This window comes from Candidatus Brocadiaceae bacterium (genome assembly GCA_012728835.1).
Taxonomy (GTDB): Bacteria; Planctomycetota; Brocadiia; order SM23-32; family SM23-32; genus JAAYEJ01.
Map to the genome: position 1 here is coordinate 1 of JAAYEJ010000043.1, position 12,369 is coordinate 12,369.

General features: G+C 70.0%; 11 protein-coding genes. 6 read left to right on the forward strand and 5 right to left on the reverse strand.

What is annotated here, in order from left to right:
• The first annotated feature begins 252 nt into the window (after positions 1–252).
• From GXY85_06265 to GXY85_06290, 6 genes are read left to right on the forward strand one after another with little or no spacing between them, the layout of a single operon-like run.
• Positions 253–1,308 carry a Gfo/Idh/MocA family oxidoreductase gene (locus tag GXY85_06265; protein ID NLW50433.1) on the forward strand — a complete coding sequence of 352 codons (1,056 nt, stop codon included), beginning with the start codon at positions 253–255 and terminating at the stop codon, positions 1,306–1,308.
• Positions 1,309–1,347: 39 nt separating this feature from the next.
• Positions 1,348–4,002 carry an FAD-dependent oxidoreductase gene (locus GXY85_06270; protein ID NLW50434.1) on the forward strand — a complete coding sequence of 885 codons (2,655 nt, stop codon included), beginning with the start codon at positions 1,348–1,350 and terminating at the stop codon, positions 4,000–4,002.
• Positions 4,003–4,031: 29 nt separating this feature from the next.
• Positions 4,032–5,009: a C-terminal binding protein gene (locus GXY85_06275; protein NLW50435.1), complete on the forward strand. Its 978-nt coding sequence runs from the start codon at positions 4,032–4,034 to the stop codon at positions 5,007–5,009.
• A 56-nt stretch (positions 5,010–5,065) separates the two neighbouring features.
• Positions 5,066–6,196 carry a sugar kinase gene (locus GXY85_06280; GenBank protein NLW50436.1) on the forward strand — a complete coding sequence of 377 codons (1,131 nt, stop codon included), beginning with the start codon at positions 5,066–5,068 and terminating at the stop codon, positions 6,194–6,196.
• A 19-nt stretch (positions 6,197–6,215) separates the two neighbouring features.
• Positions 6,216–6,971, forward strand: a complete 756-nt coding sequence (locus GXY85_06285; GenBank protein ID NLW50437.1) for a bifunctional 4-hydroxy-2-oxoglutarate aldolase/2-dehydro-3-deoxy-phosphogluconate aldolase — start codon at positions 6,216–6,218, stop codon at positions 6,969–6,971.
• Between the two features lie 40 nt (positions 6,972–7,011).
• Positions 7,012–7,863: an SDR family NAD(P)-dependent oxidoreductase gene (locus GXY85_06290; protein ID NLW50438.1), complete on the forward strand. Its 852-nt coding sequence runs from the start codon at positions 7,012–7,014 to the stop codon at positions 7,861–7,863.
• A gap of 65 nt (positions 7,864–7,928) precedes the next feature.
• On the opposite strand, the gene GXY85_06295 is transcribed toward GXY85_06290, so the two are convergent.
• The 5 genes from GXY85_06295 to GXY85_06315 all read right to left on the reverse strand — a co-directional run bounded on the left by GXY85_06295 (position 7,929) and on the right by GXY85_06315 (position 12,368).
• Positions 7,929–8,534, reverse strand: a complete 606-nt coding sequence (locus tag GXY85_06295) for a MarC family protein (GenBank protein NLW50439.1) — start codon at positions 8,532–8,534, stop codon at positions 7,929–7,931.
• A gap of 96 nt (positions 8,535–8,630) precedes the next feature.
• On the reverse strand, positions 8,631–9,836 hold the full coding sequence (locus tag GXY85_06300; protein NLW50440.1) for a type II secretion system protein GspD: 1,206 nt from the start codon (positions 9,834–9,836) through the stop codon (positions 8,631–8,633).
• A complete protein-coding gene (locus tag GXY85_06305; GenBank protein ID NLW50441.1) occupies positions 9,836–11,221 on the reverse strand; it encodes a hypothetical protein in 1,386 nt (461 codons plus the stop codon). The genes GXY85_06300 and GXY85_06305 overlap by 1 nt, the downstream gene beginning before the upstream one ends.
• A 23-nt stretch (positions 11,222–11,244) precedes the next feature.
• Positions 11,245–11,787, reverse strand: coding sequence for a hypothetical protein (locus tag GXY85_06310; protein ID NLW50442.1), 543 nt, complete (start codon positions 11,785–11,787; stop codon positions 11,245–11,247).
• On the reverse strand, positions 11,784–12,368 hold the full coding sequence (locus GXY85_06315) for a hypothetical protein (GenBank protein NLW50443.1): 585 nt from the start codon (positions 12,366–12,368) through the stop codon (positions 11,784–11,786). The genes GXY85_06310 and GXY85_06315 overlap by 4 nt, the downstream gene beginning before the upstream one ends.
• Position 12,369: the final 1 nt, after the last annotated feature.

A 12,369-nucleotide genomic window follows, 5' to 3' on the forward strand; every position in this document is an offset into this window, starting at 1 on the left:
GAAGAGATCCTCGAAAAGCTCCTGGCCCTGAACCTGTCGAGGGCGGTGTAGCCCCGCCGCCCCCGGCTGGGATGCCGTAGACGACGGCGGGCGCTCACGCCGGGACGCCAGGGCGCCAGGGGCGGTGGCCGCGCGGGACCGCGCGCCTCTTTGACGGGCCCACAGGGGGGCGATAGAATGAGCCGACGCGGTCGGGCGTGTGCCCGCCTGTCCGTCACCACCGCAGATTCGTTCTTCCGGAGACCGAGAGAGATGACTCCACTTCGCGTCGGCATCGTGGGCTCCAGGTTCGCCGCAGGCTTCCATGCCGACTGCTACCGCCGCCTGGACACGGCGGAGGTCGTGGCCGTGGCCGCCATCGACAACCTCGAGCCGTTCGCGGCCGAATGGGGCATCCCCGACACGTACGAGGACTACCGGCAGATGCTGGCGCACGCCGACGTCGACCTGGTGAGCGTCTGCCTGCCCAACTTCCTGCACCACGAGGTGGCCGTGGCGGCCGCCGAGGCCGGCAAGCACGTGATCTGCGAGAAGCCGCTGGCCACGACCGTGGCCGACGGCGAGCGCGTGATCGACGCCTGCGCAAAGGCCGGCGTGAAGCTGTTCTACGCCGAGGACTGGGTGTTTGCGCCGAGCCTGATGCGCGTGGGCGAGATCCTGGCCGAGGGGGCCGTCGGCGAGGTACTGTACCTGAAGGCCAAGGAGGTCCACAACGGGTCGCATTCGCCCTTCGCCAAGAAGAAGAGCACCTGCGGCGGCGGCTCGCTGATCCACCTGGGCATCCACCCGATCGGCTACGCCCTCTACCTGCTGGGCGGGGCCGACAATCCGGTCGTGGAGGTGGTGGGGCAGACGACCGGCGGGCTGGCCGACAACTTTGTGCACAAGGACTTCGAGGGCGAGGACTGGGCCGTGGGCGTGCTGAAATTCCGCGACGGCCGTCGCGCCTTCATCGAGGGCAACTACATCACCGTGGGCGGTATGGACGACGTGGTGGAGATCTACGGCACCGAAGGCGTCGTCAAAGTGGCACTGACGTTCGGCTCGAACGTGGACGTCTACTCGCGCAAGGGCTACGGCTACGCGATCGAGAAGGCCGACTTCACCCACGGCTGGACCAAGCCGGCGGTCGACGAGTTCTACAACCTGGGCTACGTGCGCGAGATCGAGTACTTCGTCGACTGCATCCTGAAGGACCAGGAGCCCAGGTACGGCGTCAACGGGCAGGCGGGGCTGGAGTGCCTCAAGGTCGTCCAGGCGCTGTACCGCTCGGCCGCCGAGGGCCGCGCGGTGCGCGGGCCGTTCTGAAACGCAACGCACCCGGAGGAAGACCGGGACAGGAGCACCATGCCCAGATACACGGACTTCGACGTGCCGGTGGAGGTGGCGGGCGTGCGGATGCGCAATCCGTTCTACGTCTCCAGCGGCCCGACGACGATGACGATCGAACAGTTGGAGCGCATCCAGGCGACGGGCTGGGGCGGCGCCTCGCTGAAGCTCACGGTGGACCCCCTCCCCTACATCAACCGGCACCCGCGCTACGGCTACTACCCGCAGAAGGGCTTCCTGACGTTCACCGCGGAGCGCCGGCTGGTCCTGGACGAACTGCTGCGCCTGATCGAGGAGGGCCGCCGCCGCACGCCCGAACTGGTGCTGTGGTCCAACATCACCTACGCCGGCGATGCGGGCCTGGAGGGCTGGGCGGAGATGGCGCGCCGCTGCGAGGCCGCCGGCGCGCACGTGAACGAACTGAACATGTGCTGCCCGAACATGTCGTTCAACCTGGAGGTGAGCGGCCGCGACACCGGCGGGCCGCGCACGGGCGCCAGCCTGGGGCAGAATGAGCGCGCCGTGGCGCAGATCGTGCGCGCGTGCAAGGAGGCCACGTCCATCCCCCTGTTCGTCAAGATCACGCCGGAGGGCGGCGATCAGGCGGCGATCGCCGCAGCGGCCCTCGAGGCCGGGGCCGACGCCGTGGGCGGCAACGGCAACCGACTGGGCATCCCCCCGCTGGACCTGGACCGGCCCACCAGGTCTTCGTTCGCGCTGCAGGAAGAGATCAGCATGGCCTGCATGAACGGCGAGTGGCTGAAACCCCTGGCCCTGCGCGACGTCTACACGATGCGGCGCCGGGTGGGGCCCGACGCCGTGCTGACGGCCACGGGCGGCGTGAGCACCTGGCAGGACGCCGTGGAGATGATGATGTGCGGGGCGGACCTGGTGGGCCTCTGCACGGCCACGCTGGTCAAGGGGTTCGGCTTCATGCCGGAGTTCATCCACGGGTTCAGGCAGTACATGGCCGAGAAGGGCTACGCGACCCCGCGCGCCATGCGCGACATCGTTGTGCCGGCCATCACGGCGGCGCCGGACCTGACGATCTACCCCGGCCACGCGCAGAAGATCCGCGACGGGCTGGTGGCGCCGTGCACGTTCGCCTGCCCGAACTCCGTGCCCGCCCAGGGCTACGTGCGCAAGGTCGCCCAGGAGGAGTTCGAGGAGGCCTACCAGCTGATCATGTCGCGCTCGCCGCTGCAGTCGATCTGCGGCAAGGTGTGCGACCACCCGTGCGAGACCGAGTGCACGCGCGGGCTGAAGGACCAGCCGATCATGATCCGCGAGATCAAGCGGTTCGTCCTGGCCATGGCCGAACGCGAGGGGTGGACGCCGAACCTGCTGGACCGGCGCGGGAAGCCGAAGGCGACGCGCGTGGCGATCGTCGGGTCGGGCCCGGCAGGCCTGAGCTGCGCCTACGACCTGGCGCGGGCGGGCTACCGCGTGACGGTCTTCGAGGCCTCCGCACGGCTGGGCGGGATGCTGACGGCCGGCATCCCCACCTTCCGGCTGGCCCGGGAGGACGTCGAGAAGGAGATCGACGTCCTGCGCGGCCTGGGGGTGGAGTTCCGGACGGAGGCGGCCTTGGGCCGGGACTTCACGCTGGCAGACTTGAGGAAGGACGGCTGCGCGGCGGTGTTCCTGGGCATCGGGGCGCAGGAGAGCATGAAGCCGGGCATACCGGGCGAGGACCTGCCGGGCTGCATCGGGGCGGTGGAGTTCCTGCGCGACGTCTGGAGCGACCGGCGGCCGCAGATCGGCCGGCGGGTGGGCATCATCGGCGGCGGCTTCACGGCCATCGACGCGGCGCGCACGGCCGTGCGGCTGGGCGCGCAGGAGGTGTTCGTGCTCTACCGCCGCACGCGCGACGAAATGCCCGCCACCGCCGAGGAGGTGCGCGAGGCGGAAGAGGAGGGCGTGAAGATCATGTACCTCGTCTCCCCCCAGCGCGTGGTCGGCCGGGACCGGGTCGAGGGGCTGCAGATGCTCAACTACGTGCTGGGCGAGCAGGACGAATCGGGGCGGCGCCGGCCGGCGGAGGTGCCGGGCACGGAGTTCACGCTGAAGCTGGACACGGTGATCGCGGCCGTGAGCCAGCGCGTGCGGCCGCCGTCGCAGGACCTGGAGGCGACGCCGTCCGGCGCGCTGCAGGTCGACCCCGAGACGCTGGCCACGAACGTGGCGGGTGTCTACGCCGGCGGCGACTGCACGCGCGGGCCGCAGAACGTCATTCAGGCCGTGGCCGACGGCAAGCGCGCCGCGGCCTCGATCGACCGGCTGCTGGCCGGGGACGAGGCCGTGCTGGCCTACGATCCCGAGAAGGTGATGTCGGACAAGGAGATGGTGCTGGCCCGGACCGCCGACCGCCCGCGGGCCTGGCGGCCGGATCCCATCGTGCTGCCCCCGGCCCAACGCCGGCTGACGTTCGAGGAGTTCGCGCAGCCGCTCACGCAGGAACAGGCCGTCGCCGAGGCATCTCGCTGCCTGGCCTGCGGCTGCGGAGCCGGCTGCGAGGTCTGCGTGGACATCTGCAAGGTCTTCGCCTACCGGATGGACCCGCAGGGCCGCGTCGTGTTCGACGAGGAGAAGTGCGTGGCCTGCGGCATGTGCGCGCATCGCTGTCCCAACCAGAACATCGAGATGGTGCAGACGGGCACGGAAGGCATCTGACCGCGCCGCGCCTGCCCCGGGAGCCTCCCATGGCCGACGGCAGACTGAAGGTTGTCATCACGGACCTCGGATACGCCAGTTACGAGCCCGAGCGTGAGGAACTGGCGCCCACCGGCGCCGAACTCGTGCTGGCGCAGTGCGCCGATGAGGCGCAGGTGGCCGCCGAGTGCGCCGACGCCGACGCCGTCATCACGCGCATGGCGCCGGTCGGTGCGCGGGCGATCGCGGCGATGCGGAAGTGCCGCGTCATCTCCCGCTACGGGGTGGGCGTCGACAACGTGGACGTGGCCGCCGCGACGGCGCGCGGCATCCCGGTCGCCCACGTGCGCGACTACTGCAACGAGGAGGTATCGGACCAGGCGCTGGCCCTCCTGCTCGCCTGCGTGCGCCGGATCAGCAGCCGCGACCGGCAGGTACGGGCGGGCCGGTGGGACATCGGCGCCCGCGAGCCCGTCTACCGCATCGCCGGCAAGGTGCTGGGCCTGGTCGGCTACGGCGCCATCGCCCGCACGCTGCACCGCAAGATGGCGGGCTTCGAGCCGGCGGAGGTGCTCGTGCACGACGCGTTCATCCCGGCCGACCGGATCGAGAAGGCCGGCGCGCGGGCCGTGCCGCTCCAGGAACTGCTGGCCCGGAGCGATTTCGTCAGCCTGCACGTGCCGCTGACCGAGGCGACCCGCCACCTGATCGACCGCGACGCGCTCGGCACCATGAAGCCCACGGCCATCCTGGTCAACACGTCGCGCGGCGGCGTGGTCGATACGGACGCCCTGTACGAGGCGCTCAAGGCCGGCCGCATCGCCGCCGCCGGGCTGGACGTGCACGAGCAGGAGCCGCCGCCGCCCGACTACAAGCTCTTCGATCTGGACAACGTGGTGCTGACGGACCACGCCGGCTGGTACAGCGAGGAGGCGCAGGAGGCGCTCCAGCGGACCACGGCGCGCAACGTCGCGCTGGTGCTGGCCGGCGGGAAGCCGCTCTACTGCGTCAACCCGGAAGTGCTGTGAAAGGCGCCGCCCGGGGGATTCGTGCAACTCCGAGATCAAGCCTGGAGGAACGGAAGATGGCTGACCTGAAGTTCAAGGACGCCGCGCAGTGCCGCTATGACGAGGTATCGCTGGGCGAGGTCATGATGCGCATCGACCCCGGCGACGTGCCCACCGCCCGCGCGCGCACGGGCCGCATCTGGCACGGCGGCGGGGAGACGAACGTGGCCGAAGGGCTCGCCTACTGCTTCGGGCTCCGCACGGCCGTCGTCACCGCCCTGGTCGACGACGGAATCGGCCGCAACATCGAGAACCAGTTGCGCGAGGCCGGCGTCGACACCGCCCACATCGTCTGGTTCAACACCGCCGGCAAGGGACGGTTCTCGACCGACGCCAAGGGCACGCTCTGCAACGGGATCAACTTCACCTGGAGCGGCAAGGGCGTGCTGCCGTCGGTGACGGAGTACTACCGCGCGCACACGGCCATCCGCGAGCTGAAGCCGGGGGACTTCGACTGGGACGGCCTGTTCGCGCAGGGCGTGCGCTGGTTCCACACGGGCGGCATCTACACGCTCATCTCCCCCACCTCCGGCGCCGCTGCGATCGAGGCCATGGAGTCCGCCGGCCGCGCCGGCACCTTCCGCTCGTTCGACCTGAACTACCGCTCGAAGGTGGAACCGGACAAGGAACGCGCCCGCGAGCAGAACCGCCGGATCGTCGCCCTGACCGACTTCCTGGTCGGAAACCAGAGCGACTTCGACGACGCCCTCGGCGAGACCTGCCGGAAAGTCGGCAAGGACGAGCCGTTCGAGGTCTGGCTGGATGCCTACTCGGAGCTGCTCCGCAACGTTGCCGCGAAGTACCCGAACCTGAAGCTGATCGGCACGCAGTTGCGCGCCGCCCTCAGCGCCGACCGCATCAACTGGGGCGCCGTGCTCTACGACACCGCCGAGGACAGGATCCATTTGGCGGCCGTGCGCGAGAACGTGGAGATCGCCGACCGCACCGGCGGAGGGGACTCCTTCGCCTCCGGAGTGGCCGCCGCCCTGCTGAAGGGCAAGTCGCTGGAAGACGCCGTCCAGTGGGGCGCCGCCCACGGCATCTGCGTGCAGGAGACGCCGGGCGACACCACGATGGTCAAGCAGGCCGACGTCGAGAAGGAAGTCAAGCGGGCTCTCACGGGCGGCGGCGTCAGCGCCCTGAGATAACGGGAGAGGACACACCACGATGGCCGACTACAGACGGGACCGTAAGCGAGTCGATGCCGCCCTGCGAAAGAGCGGCATCGTCGTCGTCATGAACAAGAGCCACATCGAGACGCCCGAGCACATGGTCACCACCATGCGGGCCGTCTACGAGGCCGGCTACGTCGCCGAGGTGACGTTCCGCATCGACGAGGGGCTCCTGCGCGAGGCGATGCAGGACCTGGTGAAGCTCCGCGCCGAGTCGCCGGCCGAGAACCCCTTCGTGCTGGGCGTCGGCAGCGTGATCAACCCCCGCGAGCTGGCCGCCGCCATCGAGATGGGGTTCGACATGATCGTGGCGCCCGCCAACGTCATGGGCGGCTGCGGCGAGGGCTGCGAGTTCGTCCGGATCGCGCACGAGGCCGACTGCTTCGTCTCCCCGGCCGTGTTCACCCCCACCGAGTTCAACTACTTCCTGGAGCGCGAAGACGGCCTGGAGCCGGACGCGTTCAAGATCTTCCCCGCCCGCTCGCACGGGCCGAAGGGCGTCTCGGACCTGCTGGCGCCGTTCGCCCGCCCGCGCCACAAGGGCCGAATCATCATGCCCACGGGCGCCGTTGACTACGAAACCGGCCCGCAGTACGTCGACGTGATCGGCAAGCGCGGCTTCACGCCCGTGCTCGGCATGTCGGCGCCGCTGGCGCTCGTCGTGGACCGCAAGGCGCCCGGCGACACCGCCGTGATCGCCGAGTCGCTGAAGACCTTCGAAGAGAGATTCCGCCGGGGCCATTCCGGCTGAGTGCGGGAACCCGCCCCGTGCGGGCACAGGAGAACGTGTCATGACCGTGAAGTCAGAGGAGCTGTTCGACGTCTCCGGCATGGTCGTCGCCGTCACCGGCGCGGCCGGCGTCATCTACGGCGCCCTGTCCCGGGCGCTGGCCGCCAACGGGGCGCAGGTGGCCCTGCTGGACATCCTGGGCGACAAGGTGGACGCCCTGGCCGACGAGATCCGGGCCGAGGGCGGGCGCGCGATCGGCGTCCAGTGCAGCGTGCTCGACGAGGAGAGCCTTCGCGAGGCCCTGGACAAGATCGTGGCCGAGTTCGGCCGGTGCGACGCCCTGATCAACGGCGCCGGCGGCAACCGCAAGGGGGCCTGCGTGCCGCCCGACGGCAAGTTCACCGACCTGTCCACCGACGAACTGGACAAGGTGTTCGCCCTGAACTACAAGGGCACGTTCCTGCCCAGCCAGGTCTTCTGCCGCCACTTCGCCCGCGCCGGCAAAGGCATCATCGTCAACACGTCCTCGATGAGCGCCCTCGCCCCGCTGACGAACGTGCCCGGCTACTCGAACGCCAAGGCCGCCGTCACCAACCTCACCCAGTGGCTGGCCGTGCAGGTGAAGGTCGATTACCCGGAGGCCGACATCCGAGTCAACGAGATCGCACCGGGCTTCCTGGACACAACGCAGAACCACGACCTGATGTTCGATGCGGACGGCGAGTTGACGCCGCGCGGCCGCTCGATCATCGCCCACACGCCGCTGGATCGCTTCGGCGACCCGGACGAGCTGGTCGGCCCCACCATCCTGCTGCTCTCCAAGGCGGGGAGCTTCCTCCACGGCATCACCCTCTGCGTCGACGGCGGGTTCAACGTCTACTCGGGCGTCGGCCCGCTGGACGAGAAGCGCTGATCCGGGCGACCGGGAGTGGGGGGACGACGGTCCCCCCACTCCGCCCCGGGGGGCCGGCCGTGCCGTTACAGGCCCGCGCGGGCCGCGCGCAGGCCGTTCAGGACCATCTGCACGCCGATGGTCATCACCACGAGCCCGGTCAGGCGCACAAGTGCCCCCAGCACGTTCAGCCCCCGCAGCAGGGCCGCGATCGGCAGTGAGAAGAGCATGATCACGTGGTTCACCGCCAGGGCCACGAGCACGGCCAGGGCCGGCATCCGCAGGTCGCCGGCCGCCGTCATCGTCAGCGACGCGGCAATGGTCGCGGGCCCGGCGATCAGCGGGCACGCCAGAGGCACGATGGCCATGTCCGAGAGCCTCTGCTCGATCGCCTTCTCGAAGAACACCCCCTGCCTGAGCGCGTTGAAGCCGAACCACGCCACAACGATGCCGCCGGCCACGTTCAGCGAGTGCAGTTCCACGCGGAAGACCTGCGTGAACACGAACTGCCCGAACAGCATGGTGCCGAACAGGATGGCCAGGGCGACGGCGCTGGACTTGTTGATGATGGCGCGGAACTCCGCCGGTTGCCCGGCCCAGGACGAGGCGGCGATGACGGAGATCTTGCTGACCGGGTTGATCAGTGCCAGCAGGTAGAGGACGACCACGGCCAGTTCACGAAGGAACTCCATCGGTGCGGCCTCCGCAGGGCGGGGTGAGACACGGCGGGTCCGCCGGCAATCATAGCACGCGCCGCCCGGCGCCGGCAAAGGGACGCACGTACCGCCTCACCGATCGGGGCGACCCCGCCCGCCGCGGCCCGCCTGACCGGGGCGCACGGGGAGGGCGTCCACTGCCGCGCCGGCCGGCGGCTGGAGTTCCGAGCCGGGCAGCGGGAGTTCAAGGAGTTCGATCGATTCGGCACCCTCGAGCCCGGTCGGTTGGCCGCGTCCCAGGCCCATGCCCCGCATGTGGCCGTCGAACGCCCCGGGCTCGACGGCGCCCGGGACGATATGCACGCCCGTCATCTCGTCGTCCGACATCGCCCGGAGCATGTCCGGTTCGGGCGCGACGTGGGGCGTCAGGAAGATGAGCAATTCCGTCTTCACCTTGTCGGTAACGGTGCGGCGGAAGAGCGCGCCGAGGAGGGGGATGTCGCCCAGGATCGGCACCTTACGGACGCCCTGGGTCTTGCGGTCCTCCATCAGGCCGCCGATGACGATGGTCTGGCCGTCGCGGACGGCGACGCGCGTGGAGGCCGAACGCTTGTTGATGACGGTTGCGGACAGCGACTCGGAGATCGGCACCGTGCTGTCGGTGACGGCCGAGATCTCGGGGTTGACGTCCATGATGACCAGGCCGTCGGGGTTGATGTGGGGGGTGACGTTGAGGATGATCCCGATGTCCTGGTACTGGATGGTGTTGATGGTCTGGCCGGTCTCGGTGGTACGCGTATTGGTGACGAACGGCACCTCGTCGCCGACGGTGATGGTGGCCTGCTGGTTGTCGCTGGCGAGGATGTAGGGGCGCGAGAGGATCTCCAGCTTGCCCTCGATCTCCAGGGCGCGGATCGTCGCCAGTGCGTCGTCGCCGACCCCGCGGAAGATCAGCCCCTGGGTGGCGCTGGCGACGCCGAAGTCGGTGAACGCCACGGAGTCGTCGGTCACGTTCGGCAGGTTCAGGACCGAGAACTCGACGCCCAGGTCCACCGTGCGGTCGTGGGTGACTTCGGCGATGAGCACCTTGATGAGGACCTGCGGCGTGGCCCGGTCCAGGTCGTCCAGGATGGCGCGGACGCGCTCGAAGTTCCCCGGGGCGGTCATGATGAGCAGCGAATTCGTATCGGAGTCGGCCACGACCCGGACCTCACCGGCCAGGCTGGCGGCCGCCTGCGACGCGGCCTCCGAGACACTCCTCTGTGCGGCCGCCGCCGCCACCTCGCCGCCGGCCAGCGCCACGATGAGCAGACCGCAGAGAATCACCCGTGCGCTCATCACCGTCTCCCTCCCGTTGTCCGGCCTGTTGTCCCGCCGGTCTGTCGTGTCGTCGTGCCGGTTCTCCGCGTCGTGCCCGTCGTCGTGCGGCCGCGCGTGGTCTGCTCGCTGAACAGGTTGTTCAGGACGCCGGCCAGATCGTCCGCCGTAGCGTTCTTCAGCGGGTAGACCATCACGCCCTCCTCTTCGGCGGGGTTGGCGTCCAGCTCCCGGATGACCTGTTCCACCACGGCCAGCACGTCGCCCGGCCCGCTGACGACGACGGTGTTCGTACGCTCGTCGGCGGCGGCGTAGACCCTCTGATTCCGGGCCCCCTCTCCCTCGCCCTGCGGCTGTGCCGCCTGGGGCCCGCGGAACCGCTGAACGGCCACCCGGGCCTGCGCCCGCCCGCGGGCGGTCTGGTCCTCCGTCTGGAAGATCTCGTTGATCAGACGGGCGGCCGCCGTCGCATTGGCATACTCGAGGATGAATACCCTGACCTCCGCCACGGACGACATGTGGGTGTCGAGCACACGCACGATCTGCATGATGCGCCGCACGTTCGCCGCCGTGTCGGTCAGGATCAGGGAGTTGCTGCTCACGTTGGCCGACATCTCGGCATAGGACGGCAGAAGGGACGCGATGTCTTCCCGCAGCCGGACGGCGTCGGCGTATCGGATGGGAATCACCTGCGTGATCATCTCGTCGGTGGCCTCAACGGCCTGGGGATCGCTGCCGGACATCACCGGGATGTTGTGCACCTTGGCCGCGTCCAGGGTGACGATGCGCAGGATGCGCCCGGTGCGGATAGCCGCATAGCCGCGCTCCTTGAGCACCGTGTTGAGCAGGAGCACGGCCTCCCGGGCATCCAGGGGCTGCCGGGCCAGGATGCTCACGCGGCCCTGCACGGGGGCTTCCTGCACGATGACGAACCCGGCCGTTTCGGACAGGTGCTCCAGCACGGCCGAGAGCGGCGCGTCCTGGAAGTTCATCAGGATGCCGCCCCCTGCCGCTCCCGTCGACGGCGGCGGCTCGACCAGGACGGCGGCCGGGTCTCCGAAGGGCGTCGGCACGCCGAACGGGCCTTCCCACGTGCGCACCTCACCTCCGAACGGCCGCAGCGGCGCGTCGGGCTCCTCGAGGCCCTGCCGCAGGGCCTCGACTGGCGGCGGCTCGGGCCCGAACGGTGCCTCGCCCTCCTCCGGCTCGTCCTCCTCCTCCTCCTCCGGCTCGTCCTCCTCCTCCTCCTCCGGCTCCTCCTCCCGCTGCACCTCGCTCGCCGCCCCGGCGCCGTTGGGCGCCTCGCCCTGCGTGTCGTCCTGGGCCCATGCCACCGTGCCCGGGGCACCGAGCAGGAACACGAGGAACCAGACGACGCCGGCCCAGATGAGGCCTCGACCCGACACTCGCCGTCTTCCCGACTTGAGGTTCATTGTCCCAGCTCCCTCTGCCTTCGTTGTCGCAACCGTTCCAGAAGGTCCGCCGGCTCGCCCGACAGCGCCGGCGCGCCCTCGCCGCCTGCCGAGGGCGCCCCCACGTCCGTCACTGTCCCTTGTGCGCTGCGGTCCTCCAGGGATCCGCCCATCGGCACGGTCAGGGCGCGGTCGCCCTTCGCATACTGGATCGAGTCCATGCCGATCGCAGCCACCCGGCCCTCCAGGATGGCGTCTCCCACCCCGACCTTGTGAACCTGCCCCGTGCGGGCGTCCTCCAGGAACGCGATCCACCCGTCGCCCTGCCTCATGATGCCCATCAGCACCACCGAGCGTTCGGGCGGCGGCGCGGCCTCCGGCCGCGGGACCGACCGCGTGACGGTCTCGCGGCGCCCGCGCTCGCGCGAGAAGATGTTGCGCTCGACCAGCACCTCAAAACGCCGCCAGCCGTCGCCGTCCGGCGCGGGGGCTTCGCCCGCATGGACGACCCCGGCGCTGAGGGCCGCAACCAGAGTGCACGCGATCAGCCGCATCCTCATGTCCCCGGTCCTCCTGCACCCGCAGCGGCCACGCGGGACGGCCTCGCCGCCTCTCCGGCCGGGGGCGCATACAGCGTCGAGAAGCGCAGTTGAAGCGACAGGTCGTCCCGGCCCTCCGTGCGCGATCCCAGTTGAAGGTCATGGATGCGCAGCGGCACCTGCGAGGAGTGCATCTCCCAAAGGAACCTCGCAACCGAACGCATCGGCCCCGTGCCGGCGGCACGGAACGTGATCTGCTTCAGGTCCTCCCCGCCGGCCACCCGCTCCGGCCGGACCGACGCCAGCGACAGCCCCGTCCGCTCCGCCCAGTCGCGCACGGCGTGCAGCATCTGGCTCTCGGCCTCGGCGGCGTCCTCCTTCATGCCTGCCTGCGTCATCTCGCGCCACCGGCGGGCGGCCGTCTTGCTGCGTTCGAACAGGTTCAGGGCCTGCTCCGTGTCCTGCATAAGCGTCTGCGCCTCCATGCGAACGCGTTCGCGGCCGTCCAGCACCGGCGTCAGGACATAGTGGTCCAGCACCAGCAGCACCAGCGCCCCGAGGGCGATGATCGCGATCGTGCGTTCACGACGGGACAGGTTCACG

Bases quoted from the DNA above. Each gene is read 5' to 3' on its own strand.
- GXY85_06265 (NLW50433.1), top strand. From the start codon at position 253: ATGACTCCACTTCGCGTCGGCATCGTGGGCTCCAGGTTCGCCGCAGGC.
- GXY85_06270 (NLW50434.1), top strand. From the start codon at position 1,348: ATGCCCAGATACACGGACTTCGACGTGCCGGTGGAGGTGGCGGGCGTG.
- GXY85_06275 (NLW50435.1), top strand. From the start codon at position 4,032: ATGGCCGACGGCAGACTGAAGGTTGTCATCACGGACCTCGGATACGCC.
- GXY85_06280 (NLW50436.1), top strand. From the start codon at position 5,066: ATGGCTGACCTGAAGTTCAAGGACGCCGCGCAGTGCCGCTATGACGAG.
- GXY85_06285 (NLW50437.1), top strand. From the start codon at position 6,216: ATGGCCGACTACAGACGGGACCGTAAGCGAGTCGATGCCGCCCTGCGA.
- GXY85_06290 (NLW50438.1), top strand. From the start codon at position 7,012: ATGACCGTGAAGTCAGAGGAGCTGTTCGACGTCTCCGGCATGGTCGTC.
- GXY85_06295 (NLW50439.1), bottom strand. From the start codon at position 8,534: ATGGAGTTCCTTCGTGAACTGGCCGTGGTCGTCCTCTACCTGCTGGCA.
- GXY85_06300 (NLW50440.1), bottom strand. From the start codon at position 9,836: ATGAGCGCACGGGTGATTCTCTGCGGTCTGCTCATCGTGGCGCTGGCC.
- GXY85_06310 (NLW50442.1), bottom strand. From the start codon at position 11,787: ATGAGGATGCGGCTGATCGCGTGCACTCTGGTTGCGGCCCTCAGCGCC.